The sequence below is a fragment of the Streptomyces corynorhini genome (assembly GCF_003346515.1).
Classification (GTDB): Bacteria; Actinomycetota; Actinomycetes; order Streptomycetales; family Streptomycetaceae; genus Streptomyces; species Streptomyces corynorhini.
Window position 1 is genome coordinate 1 of record NZ_QQNA01000009.1, and the last position, 13,699, is coordinate 13,699.

7 protein-coding genes and 1 pseudogene are annotated in these 13,699 nt (G+C 70.2%); 1 reads left to right on the top strand and 7 read right to left on the bottom strand.

Features of this window, described 5'->3' with window-relative positions:
* Positions 1–1,430 (top strand): hypothetical protein (locus DVH02_RS35005; protein ID WP_158575822.1); only part of this gene is annotated, 1,430 nt, incomplete at its 5' end.
* A 164-nt stretch (positions 1,431–1,594) separates the two neighbouring features.
* Here DVH02_RS35005 and DVH02_RS01725 read toward each other — a convergent pair.
* The 7 genes and pseudogenes from DVH02_RS01725 to DVH02_RS01755 all read right to left on the bottom strand — a co-directional run.
* Positions 1,595–3,277, bottom strand: coding sequence for an alpha/beta hydrolase (locus DVH02_RS01725; RefSeq protein ID WP_233517980.1), 1,683 nt, complete (start codon positions 3,275–3,277; stop codon positions 1,595–1,597).
* Positions 3,278–3,427: 150 nt separating this feature from the next.
* On the bottom strand, positions 3,428–3,616 hold the full coding sequence (locus DVH02_RS34680) for a hypothetical protein (protein WP_147285982.1): 189 nt from the start codon (positions 3,614–3,616) through the stop codon (positions 3,428–3,430).
* Between the two features lie 409 nt (positions 3,617–4,025).
* The gene (locus tag DVH02_RS01735) at positions 4,026–4,574 is read right to left on the bottom strand and encodes a ricin-type beta-trefoil lectin domain protein (RefSeq protein ID WP_114621869.1); all 549 of its coding nucleotides are present in this window, start codon (positions 4,572–4,574) and stop codon (positions 4,026–4,028) included.
* 204 nt (positions 4,575–4,778) lie between these two features.
* On the bottom strand, positions 4,779–5,579 hold the full coding sequence (locus DVH02_RS01740) for an oxidoreductase (protein WP_114621870.1): 801 nt from the start codon (positions 5,577–5,579) through the stop codon (positions 4,779–4,781).
* A 140-nt stretch (positions 5,580–5,719) separates the two neighbouring features.
* Positions 5,720–6,184 (bottom strand): nuclear transport factor 2 family protein, encoded by a 465-nt coding sequence (locus DVH02_RS01745; RefSeq protein ID WP_114621871.1) that lies wholly within the window; start codon positions 6,182–6,184, stop codon positions 5,720–5,722.
* A 49-nt stretch (positions 6,185–6,233) separates the two neighbouring features.
* On the bottom strand, positions 6,234–7,451 hold the full coding sequence (locus DVH02_RS01750; protein ID WP_233517981.1) for a cytochrome P450: 1,218 nt from the start codon (positions 7,449–7,451) through the stop codon (positions 6,234–6,236).
* A gap of 10 nt (positions 7,452–7,461) precedes the next feature.
* A pseudogene (locus DVH02_RS01755) lies at positions 7,462–13,695 on the bottom strand (type I polyketide synthase); the annotation flags it as partial.
* Positions 13,696–13,699 lie beyond the last annotated feature (4 nt).

Below are 13,699 nucleotides of genomic sequence, written 5' to 3' on the forward strand. Positions count from 1 at the left end.
CGGTGCCGTACGGCACCGGAGCCCACGACCTGGTCAACGTGCAGGGAGGGCAGGGGAGCAGTCCCGACAACTGGACGGTTACCTGGGAGTCGGCGAAAAGCGCCTTCCTCGCCGTGCCGCCCTCCAGCTCCGGCGGCACAGTGGGTCCCGCCGGCGTCCAGCTCACGCTGAAGGGCCTGCACATCAACACGCGCCCCGGCACCGCCACGATCGACATCGCGGAAATGACCGCAACCACACCCGGCTCGTACAGCATGCGCCGCGACGAATGCTCCGTGACGAAATTCCCGCGCCCGGCTGTACCGGCACAGAACGTCAGCGACTTCGCCGCGACCACACCTGAGGTGAACGCGGGAAACACGGTGACGCTGCACTGGACCGGCCCCCAGACCCTCACGTACAGCATCGCCCACGGCACGGGCGCGACACCCGCCACGGGACAGACCGAAACCAACATCACCAACTTCACCTGGAAGGGGACCGTCACGCGCGACACCACCTTCCACCTCCACTACCGCCTCGGGGAGACAACCCACACGCTCACCGCCACGGTCGCCGTCAACAACCCCCGCCTCACCGGACTAACGGTCAACGGAAAGCTCTATGCCAACGATGACGTGCATGCGACCGGGGGAGGCAAGATCGTCCGCATCCGCGAACTGCTCGGCCCCCATGGCGGTCCTCTCACCATCAACAGCAACGGGATCCACTACATCGAGAAAGCGTATGGTGTCGACCTGGCCGGTGCGGTGACCGCCCGGAAGACCATGACGGTCGATGGCTCACTCACAGTCAATGGAGCCGTGGAGGCAAACGGTGACGTGTACGCTACCGGAAAGGACAGAATCGTCCGCATCCGCGAGCTGCGGGGTCCAGTTGGTGAACATCTGAGCATCAACAGTTCGACAGATTTCCTACGCGAATGCGATGTCTGCGTCTCCGACTCCTTCCGGGTGGGCGGATCGCTCGTTTCCAACGGGCTGGCAGAATTCAAAGGAAAAGCGAGAATCATCGGATCGGATCATCAGCTCTGCTCGTTCTCGAACGGATCGGGCGGCCTCGTCCGGAGCTTTACTGCCCCAACCGATGGTCTCGTCATCGGCTACTTGCGGTCCGGAAGCATCTACGAGTATGGATCTATCGAAATCGTTGGTGCCAGAGTTCGTGAAGTCACCGGATTCACCGACAGGATTGCCACAACCTATTGGCATGAACTCGTTGGCCCCATCCGCATGGGGGAACAATTCACGGTTCGCTTCAAGGCGCTGAGCGACAAACACAGCTACATGTCGGGAGGATTTCTGTGGAGGCCCGTTGGTCTCACCAGTGAGAAGCCCACGGAAGTCAGCCCCGATGACCTGTTGAGGGTTGACGTGTCGAGGGAAGACCCTCCCGCTTGCGACACCGCCAAGCAGGACGGAACCGCTTAGTGCGGTCGTCCAGTTGGTCCGTTTTCTCTCCCGAGTGCGACACGGTCCTTTCGCTCACCGGTGACTGGAGTCTTCTCGGTGCAGGCGAGATGTGAGAGGCGAATGACGGTGGACCCCAGCGGTACGGTGGACCGCGGCGGTACGGAGAACTCCCGTCACCCGTGTCAGTTCGCCTTGCACGCGATGTCTTCCCCAGGGCGTTCGCCGGTGACGAGGAACGTGGTGACGATGTCGTTGGCGCACTTGTTGTCGAGGAACAGATACGCGAGATGTCCGCCCTGATCGGCCGTTACCATCCGTGCCCGGTCACCGAGCGCCTCGCGCATTTCGCGGGCGCTGCTCAGCGGAGTCGCGTTGTCGCGGAGGTTTTGGAGCATGAGGATGTTCGAGGGGCCCCGGTCGGTGATCTTCACGGGCTTCTCAGCCGGTTCGGACGGCCAGAACGCACAGGGCGTGATGTTGGCTCCGGCCGCGCCGAACATGGGGTAACGCTTCCGGTCTTCCTCGACGTTCCGCGCGTACTGGGAAACGTCCTCGGGCCACTTGGAGTCGTTGCAGATCACGTGCATCTGGCTGGCCAAGTAGTTGTCCGCCGGGATGTCGGACGGCGCGGCCGCCCCCTCGCCCTCCGCGCCGGTATCGGGCTTGGGCACCGGCTTTCCGGTGTCGAGCGCCTTCCAGATCTCGGCGAGTTCCGGCAGCTTCTTGTCGTAGTAGAAGTGGTCGAACGTCACCTGTCGGAAGATCTGGCCGTTGTAGCCCTCCGGGCTCGGTTTCGTGTCCAGCTTCTCGGCGATGTCGAAGTACGTCGCCTCCACTTCTTCAGGCGTCTTTCCCAGGCCGTAATTCTTGTCCTGCGCGGCGGCGAACTCGGCGAAGTCGGGGAACCGGTTTTGGAAACCCTCCCCGAATTTCCGTACGAACGAGGCATCCCAGCCGCCGGGGCCGGTCACGCTGTCGATGAAGACACGGTCGGTCTTCTTGGGGAACATCGTGGTGTAGACGGAGCCCAGATAGGTGCCGTAGGAGATGCCGTAGTACGAGATCTTGGACTCGCCGAGCGCTTCGCGAACCCGGTCCATGTCGCGCGCCGTGTTGGCCGTGGTGATGTGCGGCAGGAGGTCGGCGGTCCGGGACGTCGCGCACTTCTTGGCAACGGCCTCGACACGCTTGGCCTCGGCGGCGACGTCCGCCTCGCCACGGGCGTAGGTGGGGATGTTGCTCGGATGGTCCGTCAGCTTCAGCCCACAGGTCACCGGCGTGCTGTGGCCCACGCCCCGCGGGTCGATCCCGATCACGTCATAGCTGTCAAGGACGCTCTTGGGCACCCCCATCTCCCGCAGGGTGGCGGGCATGGTCAGTGTCTGCCCGCCGGGGCCGCCGCTGTTGGTCACCAGTACGCCACGGCGCTTGTCGGGGTTCTTGCTCGCCAGACGGGAGACGGCGATCTCGATGACCTTGCCGTCCGGATTTTCGTAGTCGAGGGGAACCTCGACCGTGGTGCACTCGACTCCTGCCGCATGGACCTCTTTGGGGCACTTCTTCCAGCTGAGCGGTTCGTCGTCCGCGTCGGCCGATGAACAGCCCGAGGACAGAGGGGCAAGCAGAGCGACAGCGAGTGCTGTTATCACAGGCTTTTTCATGGTGAATCTCTCTGAAATGGGCTGGATGCGGGTCAGTTCGTGGTGCTGTGGTGGTCGAACCAGGCCGTGGCCGTCGAGGCAGTCCGCCCAGTGCCACCGCGCTCCCACCGCAAGGTCTCTGAGACGTCGGCCACTTCTCGACTGTGCGCAGTGGGGAGTGGCAGTACGAAGCTCGCGGCGAGCACCGACGAAGCGATCGTCCACCGAGCGGTACCGGGGCGCCCTTGACGAGGTCGCCATGCGTCTCGACTGCCTCGGCTTAGGCGGTGGTAGCCGACTCATCGGCGACGTGCTGTGGTTCTTCTTCCGCCACAGCGGGTACGTCACCCTGGTCGACGACAATGGCGGGGCCTGTCACCGCGCGGAGGAGTGGCTTCTCGCGCCGTCGAGACCGAGCAGCGAGTTGGCGACGACGAAGGCGACGACCGGGAGTGTCATGTAGATCATTCCGGACGTGCCGCCCCACTGTTCCAGCACATTTTTACGCCGGGGCTGCTGGGGCTGCCGGGGCTGCTGGGTGCCGTCGGCCGAAGCTCGCCTCACGTCGAGTTGTGTCGTTGGGCGATCGAGGTCGGTCATGCGTCATCAGCTCACTCTTGTCGGTTGGTACAGCCAAGCTGTTCCAGCACACCGGCTTCCCCCAACGGGACAATCAACTCCCCTTCCAGCGGAGTCGTTTGATGTTCAAGATCATTTGAGGGTCTTCGGGCCGACGGCGTATGGAGCGGGAGGGAGGCGGTGGCCGGAGGCGGGACCAGCGGCCGTGACCGGGCGTGCCTGTTGAGAGAGCCCCGGCCGCCCGGCGACGCCTGGCACGCGTGCTCGCAGCGTTGTCGGGATCGCTCCAGCACATCCAGTGATGGGGTTGATCCTCCGCACGGTGATCGCACGCGCCGGACGCCGCCGGGCCCGTCCGTCCTACGGGCGGACGTCGCCGCTCCCACAACACGCCTCAGTAGTCGATGACCCAGGTCATGGTGCTGCTGCGGGCACCACAGGCCACGGCGCCGTTGCTCCACTTGAGGTAACCGCAGGTGGAATTGCTGATCGGAGTCTGCGCGTTGTCCCTCAGGGATGCCACGGACCAGTTGGTCTCCGCGCTGGAACAGCCGCGCAGGTATACGCGCTGTTCATGAGCCTGGCCGGTCATGCACCAATTACCGAGAGCGGGGAAGCGGTTCTGGAACTGGAAACCGACGTTGGCCCAGCGCTGGTTCGCGTGGTTCTTGTCGCACGTGACCAGGTCGAGGTAGTGGTTGTAGTCCGGGGCGGTGAGACACTTGCCGGTCGCCGCGTTGCGGATGCTGAACCCGCTCACCGCCGCCTGCGCGGGAGCCGCCGTGGCGGCGGCGCCGACAGTGAGAACTGCCGAGGCGCACATGGCCGCGATTTTCGCCGAGGCTCGCATGCTGATTCCCTTCGTCGTGGTGGTCACCAGCACGACGGAACCGAGCTGCTTGAACGTGACATGGCTGACGAGGAATTTCCTCCGGGGCGTCACCCCGGACTGGAGCGGAAGGCTTGGCAACGGCGGCCGTTGCCCCGGCCCACCACCGGTCGGTCGCTCCCGCCGCCGCACCGGGCCTTTTCGTGGTCGTGGTCCCCGTGCGCGGCACTGCGCCCCGTCGTCGAACAGACCTTTCCGATGCCCCTGACAACGCCCGGTGAGCCCTGTCCGCGGTGTGCTCCGGACAGGGCTCCGCCCTCACACCTGGGGGAGCGCGCCCCCGTCGAGCACGTAGCTGGCTCCGACTATGCGCGAGGCGCGGTCCGAGGCCAGGAAGGACACGAGGTCGGCGACATCCTCCGGTTCGCTGACGCCCTTCATCGGGGCGCCCTCCATCTCGATCATCATGTTGACGACGTCATCGCCGTCCTGCCCGGTCTCTCCGGTGATGTTGTACGCGACCATGTCCATGGCCGGTGTCCTGACCAGTCCGGGCAGCACGGTGTTGACGCGGATGCCGTGCGGGGCGACCGAGGTCGCCAGTCCCTTCGCGTAATGCACGAGCGCCGCCTTCGCCGCGCCGTAGTGCAGCAGGGCGCCCACCGGCCGGTACGCGGTCGTGGACGCCATCTCGATGATCACCCCGCTGCCCTGCTCGATCATCGAGGGAAGCACGGCGCGGTCCAGTCGCACCGCGGCGAGGTAGTTGGTCTTCAGCGCCTCGACCCAGTCCTCGTCGGGAATCGTGGCGTAGCCGCCGAGGTGCGGCATCCCGCCACTGCTCGCCCCGCCCGCGTTGTTGACCAGGATGTCCACACCCCCGAGCAGGTCGAGAGCCGTGTCCGCCAGGTGCTGAACGCCGTCCGGGGTGCTCGCGTCGGCGGTCACCAGCCGTACCGAGTCCGGGAGTCCTGGCGCCTCCTTGCGCGCGGAGGTCACCACGGTCGCTCCCTCGGCGACCAGCCGTTCCACGATCGCCAGTCCGATGCCGCGGGTGCCGCCCGTCACGAGGGCGCGCTTCCCCCGTGCGTCCGCCGGTGAGCTTTTCTCCTGGGCCATGATGCCTTCCTGTCTTCGTCGGTGCTCTGTGCGATCGGACCGGCCGGGGAGCGCGGCCTCGGACATGCCGCGCTCCCCGGGTGCGGAACGAACGGGTACGACCGTTCTCCGTGCTGTCGGCGACCGGAGGCCGCCGGCGTTCAGCTCGTCGCCTTCGCGGCCTGCCGCTCGGCGGCGATGTCCAGGATGTTCCTGTTTCCCTCCGTCCACAGAATGTTCATCGCCAGCTCGTCGATCTTCCAGCCGGCCGTGGACCGCACCAGGTGGAAGCGGTAGGTCCCGCCGATGCGCCACAGCGGCGAGCCCATCGGATTGTCCAGCCGGTGGGTCGCCTGGAAGGAGGTGGTGCACTCCGCCGCATCACCTTCCAGGGTCACCAGGTGACTGGTCATCAGGTGCTGGGAGGTGTCGTAGCCGCCGAGTACCGCGATCCAGGAATCGACGATCTCCTTGGGGGTCACCGTGGTCGGCGACCCGCCGAGCAGGCTGGTGTAGTCCAGCAGGACCTTGTGGGAGAACAGGGTTGTGGCCCGGTCCCATTCGCGGCGGTCGCTGTGCCAGCCCATGCGGTCGCAGATCTCGATGATCGCGTAACGGTCGTCCATGCGTGGCTCCTTGCCGGGTCGGGAGAGAACGGACGGGGAGGTCGCGCGCCTACCAGGTGACGGGGAGGTCGTGGAGACCTTCCAGGGTCATGCCCACCTTCATGGAGACCTGGTCCAGCGGGACCGCCAGCCGCAGTGTGGGTATGCGCTTGAAGAGCGTGCTGAAGAGGATCTCCAGCTCGGCCCTGGCCAGGTTCTCGCCCAGGCACCGGTGCGGGCCGTGGCCGAAGGCCAGGTGGCCCTGGGAGGAGCGGCGGATGTCGAAGTCGTCCGGCTGGTCGAAGGCACGGGTGTCGCGGTTGGCCGCGGCGGTCGAGAGGATGACGCCGTCGCCCTTCTTGATGGTCTGCCCGGCCACCTCCACATCGGTGGTGGCCACCCGCAGTGTCGTGAGGTCCGCGATGGACAGGTAGCGCATCAGCTCCTCCACCGCCCCGGGGAGCAGCTCCGGGTTCTCGCGGATCAGCGCGAGCTGGTCCGGGTGTTCCAGCAGGGTCAGGGTGCCCAGCCCGATCATGCTCGTGGTGGTCTCCTGGCCGCCGATCAGCAGGGCGACCATCAGCTTCGACACCTCGATCGACGTCAGCCCACCGGTGTTCAGCTGCGTGGTGATGAGCGTGCTCAGCAGATCGTCGGCGAGGTCCTGCTGCTTCGCGTCCACCACCTGGACCAGGTAGTCGAGCAGTTCCCGCCCGGCCTTGACGGCCTGGTCCAGGTCGGCGGCCTGCATGATGCCCTGCGCGTGCACCTCGAAGAGTTCGTGCTCCTCGTAGGAGATGCCGAGCATCTTGCAGATCACCCGCGACGGCAGCGGCCGGCCCAGCACCGTCACCATGTCGACGGGCCCCCCGTGCCGCAGCAGATCGTCGATGAGTTCGTCGGCCACCGCCTGGATCATCGGGCGCAGCCGCTCCACCTGCTTGAGGGTGAAGCGCGGCAGCAGCATCCGGCGGCGCTTCTGGTGCAGCTCCCCGTCGAGGCCGAACAGCTCCTGGGTGAACTCCGGGAAGTTCTTCTCCCGCTCGGCGAGGATCGGGAAGGCGGGGTTGTCGTGGTCGGAGGAGAAGAGCTTGGCGTCGGCGAACATCGCGCGCGTCTCTTTGTGCTGGGTCACCAGCCAGGCGATCCGGCCGTCGTAGAGCCGTACCCGGGACAGCGGGGCCTCCTCGCTCAGCTCGTTGTACTCGGTCGGCGGGTGGTAGGGGCAGCCACGCTGCATCGGGTACTCGTGCAGCTCCTTGCCGGCCGTCATCGTTTGCTCGGTCATGTCGTTCCTCTCATTGCGGAGTGGACGGAAGGTCGGTCCCCGGCTCCGGTGGCCGGGTGGCTGGGAATCGAGCGGCGAGCCAGTCGTGCACCGCTCGCGCGGCCGACCCGGCGTCGGCCTCCACGATGCTGAAGTGGTTGCCGGGCACCTCCTCGACCGCCATGGGAAACGGCAGAGTGCGTTCCCCGCTGTCGGCCGGGGCCCCTGCGGAGGTGTCCATTCCGGGCAGCGAGCCGGTGGCCTTGATCATGAGGGTGGGCGCCCGGGTGGCGGCCGGTGTGAAGTCGGCGAACAGGCGCAGATACGTGCCCATCGCCGTCCAGCGGGTGTGGTCGATCCTGCCGAACACCTCTTCCCTGCTGAACATGCCCTGGGTCAGGGCCGGTTGGATCAGCGGAAGCCCACTGTCGAGGAAGTACGTGTCCAGCAGCACCACGGCCGAGGGGCCGTGGCCCAGACGCTCCAGACGTGCCGCCACCGCGTTGGCCAGCCAGCCGCCGGAGGAGTAACCGGCCAGGGCGTACGCGGCACCGTCCGCGCACCGCGACACCGCCCGCGCCTGCGACTCCACCATGACGTCGAAGTCGGCCGGCGGCAGCTCGCCCTCGACGAAACCGGGCACCTGGATCGCCGACACGTCGCGGGCACCGGCCAGGGCCGCGGAGAAGTGCGCGTACTGGAGGGGGCTCGACGACGCCCCGACACTGGGGAAGCAGATCAGGGCGGGCCGCTCGGGGCCGCTCGCCAGGCGGATCGGCTCCCTGAGCCGCGCTTCCTCGCTCACGGTGAACGCGGGCCGGAGCGTGGAGGCCACCATCAGGAACTCGTTCGCCTCGCCGATCCTGCCCTGCTGGCAAGCCTGCCGGTACAGGACGTCGATCGTGTCCACCGCCGCGGGCGGCGCCTCTTCCCGACCGGGCCGTGCGGCGCCCAGCAGTGTGTCGAGCCGCTCGGCCAGCTCCACCGGTGTACCGCTGTCGAACACGACCGTGGCCGGCAGCCGCAGGCCGGTCGCCTCGTTCAGCGCGTTGCGCAGTTCCACCGCCGTCAGCGAGTCGAATCCCGACTCCAGGAACGGCCGTGAGCCGTCCAGCTCCTCGGCCGTGGCATGGCCCAGCACGTCCGCCGCGCGCGCCAGGACCAGCTCCCGCAGGGCCTCGCCGCGCTCCTCCCCGCCGAGATCGGCCAGCCGCCTCCCGGCCGGTGCCGACGCCGACGCCTGTCGCGCGGCGGGCGCCAGCCCCCGCAGTACGGGGGGTACGTCCTCGGGTCCCGCCGCGCCCCGCAGTACGGCGGTGTCGAAGCGCATCGGTACGAGAGCCGGCTCCTCGCTTCCCAGAGCCGCGTCGAACAGCGCCAGCCCCTCCTCCGAGGAGAGGGCGACCGCCCCCGAGCGGGCGAGCCGGGCGAGCTGGTTCCTGTCCAGGGCGTCCGTCATCCCTCCGCCGTGTTGCTCCCACGGTCCCCAGGCCATCGAGACCGCGGGCAGCCCCGCGGCCCTGCGGTGCTGTGCCAGAGCGTCGAGGAACGCGTTCGCCGCCGCGTAGTTGCCCTGACCGGCCGCGCCCAGCACACCGGCCGCCGAGGAGAACAGCACGAAGCCCGTGAGGCCGGTGTCCCGGGTCAGCTCGTGCAGATGGACGGCGGAGTCCAGCTTGGCCCGCAGGACGGTGTCCACACGCCCGGGGGTCAGCGACGTGAGCACCCCGTCGTCGATCACCCCCGCCGTGTGCACCACCGTGCTCAGCGGATGCGCGGCCGGGATGTCCGCGAGGAGCCGGGCCAGCGCGTCGCGGTCGGCCACGTCGCAGGCGGCGAACGTGACCCGCGCGCCGAGTTCCGCCAGTTCCGCGGCCAACTCGGCGGTGCCCTCGGCCGCTTGACCGCGACGGCTCGCGAGCAGCAGGTGCCGCGCCCCGTGGCGTTCGGCCAGCCGCCGGGCGACCTGCCGTCCGAGCCCCCCGGTGCCACCGGTCACCAGTACGGTGCTCTCCGGGCCCAGAGCCGTACCCTGCGTGGTGCCGGGAACCGGCACGCGAACGAGGCGCGGCACGGAGAGCTTCCCCGCGCGGATCGCCACCTGCTCCTCGCCCGTGCGGAGGGCACCGGCCAGAGCCCGGAGCGACGCCTCCCGCCCGTCCACGTCGATCAGCGCGAACCGCCCGGGGTGCTCCGTCTGCGCGGACCGCACCAGTCCCCACACGGGGGCCTGCGCGGGTGCGGGGACGTCCTCCCCGGCACGGGTGGCCACCGCGCCACCGGTCAGGAAGGCCAGGCGTACCCCCGCGAAGCGGGGCTCGGCCAGCCAGAACCGGGCCGCGGCCAGTGCCTCGTGGACCGCGCGGCGCCCCGAGGCGGCGAGATCCCCGGCCCCGGGCCGCAGGCCCACGGCCAGTACCACCACCTCGGGTACCGGCTCGCCGGAGGTCACCGCGGCGCCCAGCTCCGGCAGTTGCCCGAACCGGCCGACCCGGACACCGGCGGATTCCAGCGCGGCCGCCACCGCGTCGCCGTCCGCGCCCACGACCGCGCAGTGCCGCGCCGCGGCCGTCCCGTCCCCCTGGGCCCGCGGCCAGTCGACCCGGAACAGCGCGTCGCGCCGGGCACCGCTCGCGGCCCGGATCCGCTCCCGCGACATGGGCCGCAGCGCGACCGCCCCTACGGAGATCACCGGCCGTCCCGTCTCGTCGGCGGCCTCCACCGCCACACCGCCGGAACCGGCCGGTGCCAGTCGGACACGCAGCGCGGACGCGCCCGCACCGCGCGGCGTCACCCCGCTCCACGCGAACGGCACGGTGGCACCGCCCCCGCCGTCGATCAGGCCGCCCAGGCCGATGCCGTGCAGCGCGGCGTCCAGCAGCGCCGGGTGCAGGCCGAACCCACCGCCCGCAGCCGGATGTTCGGGCGGCAACGACACCTCGGCGAAGACCTCCTCACCGCGCCGCCAGGCCGCCCGCAGCCCCCGGAACACCGGCCCGTAGCCCAGGCCCGCGGCGGCCAGCTCCGCGTAGAGACCGGACACGTCGGCCTCGGCGGCGCCCTCCGGGGGCCACACGGCGAGCGACGGCGGCTCCTCATCGCCCGCGGAGCGCAGGAAGCCGAGCGCGTGCCGCGTCGGGGCCTCCAGCGTGGGAGCCTCCTCCGCCTGGGAGCTGACACTCACCGGGCGGCGTCCTGACCCATCCGGCGCGCCCACCAGCACCTGGACCCGCACGGCGCCGTCCTCGGCGAGGACCAGCGGGGCCTCCAGGGTGAGTTCCTCCACCCCCGGCAGACCGACCTCCCGGCCCGCGGACAGCGCCAGGTCCACCAGCGCCGCTCCCGGCACGACCGGCGCGCCGAGGACCGTGTGATCGGCGAGCCAGGGGTGGTCCGCCGCCGAGAGACGGCCGGTGAACAGGATCTCCTCGCCGCCCGGCAGCCCGACGGCGCCGTTGAGCACCGGGTGTTCCACCGCGCCCAGCCCGGCCGCCCGGGGCCGCGCCGCCGTCCCCTCGGACTCCGCGTCGAGCCACAGGCGCCGCCGCTGGAACGGATAGGTGGGCAGGTCCACCGGCCGGGGCGCCGTCGCGGAGAAGTACGTGCCCCAGTCGACCTGCGCGCCGTGCGCGTGCAGCCGGGACACGGCCGTGACCAGCGTCTGCGCGTCCGGCCTGCCCGCCCGCAGGGCCGCGGCGACGACCGCGCCGCCCTCGGACAGACAGCTCTCGGCCATCGGGGTGAGCGCCGCGTCGGGCCCCACCTCCAGGAACCCGCCGACCCCCTGGGCTTCGAGGGTCCGGACGGCGTCCAGGAAGCGCACCGTGCCCCGCGCGTGCCGGGCCCAGTAGTCGGGGGACCGCAGCTCCCGCTCCGTCAGCCGCTTCCCGGTCAGGGTCGACACCAGCGGGATCAGCGGCGGCCGGAAGTCCAGCCCCCCGGCGACCTCGCGGAAGTCCTCCAGCATCCCGTCCATGTGCGCGGAGTGGAAGGCGTGGCTCACCTGGAGCCGCCGCGTCTTGCGCCCGCGCGCCGCGAACCGCCGCGCGATCTCCTCGACGGCCGTCTCCGCACCGCTGACCACGACCGACGAGGGTCCGTTGACCGCCGCGCAGGCGGCCTCGCCCGGCACGTCCACGAGCAGCGACAGCACCTCGTCCTCGCTCGCCTGGACGGCCACCATCGCCCCGCCGGAGGGCATGTCCTGCATCAGCCGGCCGCGTTCCGTCACCAGGAACGCGGCGTCCTCCAGGGACAGGACGCCCGCGGCGTGTGCCGCGGCCAGCTCCCCGACCGAATGGCCGGCGAGGAAGTCCGGCCGCACGCCCCAGTGCTCCAGCAGCCGGAACAGCGCCACTTCGAAGGCGAACAGCGCGGGCTGGGCGTACGCGGTCCTGTCGAGCAGACCGTCCGGCCCGCGATCGCCGTGGACGACTTCCTTCAGCGGACGGTCCAGATGCGCGTCCACCTGCTCCGACACCCTGTCCAGCGCGTCGGCGAACACGGGGAACGCCGCGTAGAGGGCCTGGCCCATCTCCCGGCGCTGGCTTCCCTGGCCGGTGAAGAGGAGGGCGAGCTTGGACGCCCGGCTCACCCCGCGCACCAGGCCCGGCGCGCTCCGGTCGCCCGCCAGGGCGTCCAGCGCGCGGCGCACCTGGTCCCGGTCCCGGCCGACCACCACGGCGCGATGGTCGAGCGTGGCCCGCCGGGTCAGCGACCAGGAGAGGTCGACCAGCCGTGCCCGTGGCCGCTCGTCCAGGTGCTCCAGCAGATCGCGGGCCTGGTCCCGGAGCGCCTGCGCGCCCTTGGCGGACAGCACCCACGGAAGGACGAGACCGTCGTCGGCGTCGCCCCGCGTATCCGTGGGCGGCTCCTCCTCGGGGGGTGCCTGTTCGAGGATGACGTGGGCGTTGGTGCCGCTGACTCCGAAGGAGGAGACTCCGGCGCGGCGTGGCCGGTCGTTCTCGGTGCCGGGCCACGGCCGGTCCTCGGTGAGGAGGCGGACGGCGCCGCTGGACCAGTCCACGTGGGGGGTGGGCTCGTCGACGTGCAGGGTCCTGGGCAGGAGGCCGTGCCGCATCGCCATCACCATCTTGATCACCCCGGCGACGCCCGCCGCCGCCTGGGTGTGGCCGATGTTGGACTTCACCGAGCCCAGCCACAGCGGCCGGTCCTCCGGGCGGTCCCGGCCGTACGTCGCGAGCACCGCCTGCGCCTCGATCGGGTCGCCGAGCCTGGTCCCGGTTCCGTGCGCCTCGACGGCGTCCACCTCGCCGGGGGAGAGCCGGGACTGGGCCAGGGCCTGCCGGATCACCCGCTGCTGGGACGGGCCGTTGGGCGCGGTCAGGCCGCTGCTCGCGCCGTCCTGGTTGACGGCGGAGCCGCGGACGAGGGCCAGGACCGGGTGGCCGTCGCGCCGCGCGTCCGACAGCCGTTCCAGTACGAGGACTCCGGCGCCCTCGCCCCAGCCGGTGCCGTCCGCCGCCCCGGCGAAGGACTTGCACCGGCCGTCCGCCGCCAGTCCGCCCTGCCGGGAGAACTCCACGAACACCCCGGGGGTGGACATCACCGTCACCCCGCCCGCCAGGGCCAGGGAGGACTCACCGGAACGCAGTGACTGGGCCGCCAGGTGCAGCGCCACCAGCGAGGAGGAACAGGCGGTGTCCACGGTCACCGCGGGTCCCTCCAGCCCGAAGGTGTAGGACAGGCGGCCGGACGCGACGCTGCCGGCGCTGCCGTTGCCGAGATACCCCTCCAGCGCCTCGGGCGCCTGCTGGAAGCGCCCGCCGTAGTCGCTGTACATCACCCCGAGGAAGACGCCCGTCCGGCTGCCGCGCAGACGGTCCGGCGCCAGGCGTGCCCGCTCGAAACCCTCCCAGGCGACCTCCAGCAGCAGGCGCTGCTGCGGGTCCATGGCGAGCGCCTCGCGCGGGCTGATCCCGAAGAACTCGGGGTCGAACTCCGCGGAGTCGTAGAGGAATCCGCCCACTCCCGCGTGCGACTTCCCCGGCCCGTCGGCGTCGGAGCCCAGCAGCCGGTCGAGATCCCAGCCGCGGTCGGTCGGCAGCCCCGACAGTGTGTCGCGGCCCTCGGCGACCAACCGCCACAGGTCCTCTGGGCTCTTGGCGCCGCCGGGGAAGCGGCAGGCCATGCCGACCACCGCGATCGGCTCACGGGCGGCTGCCTCCACCTCCTCCAGACGCTGTCGGGTCTGCTGCCCCTCCGCGATCGCCCGCTTGAGGTACTCGCGGAGTTTGCTCTCATCCGTC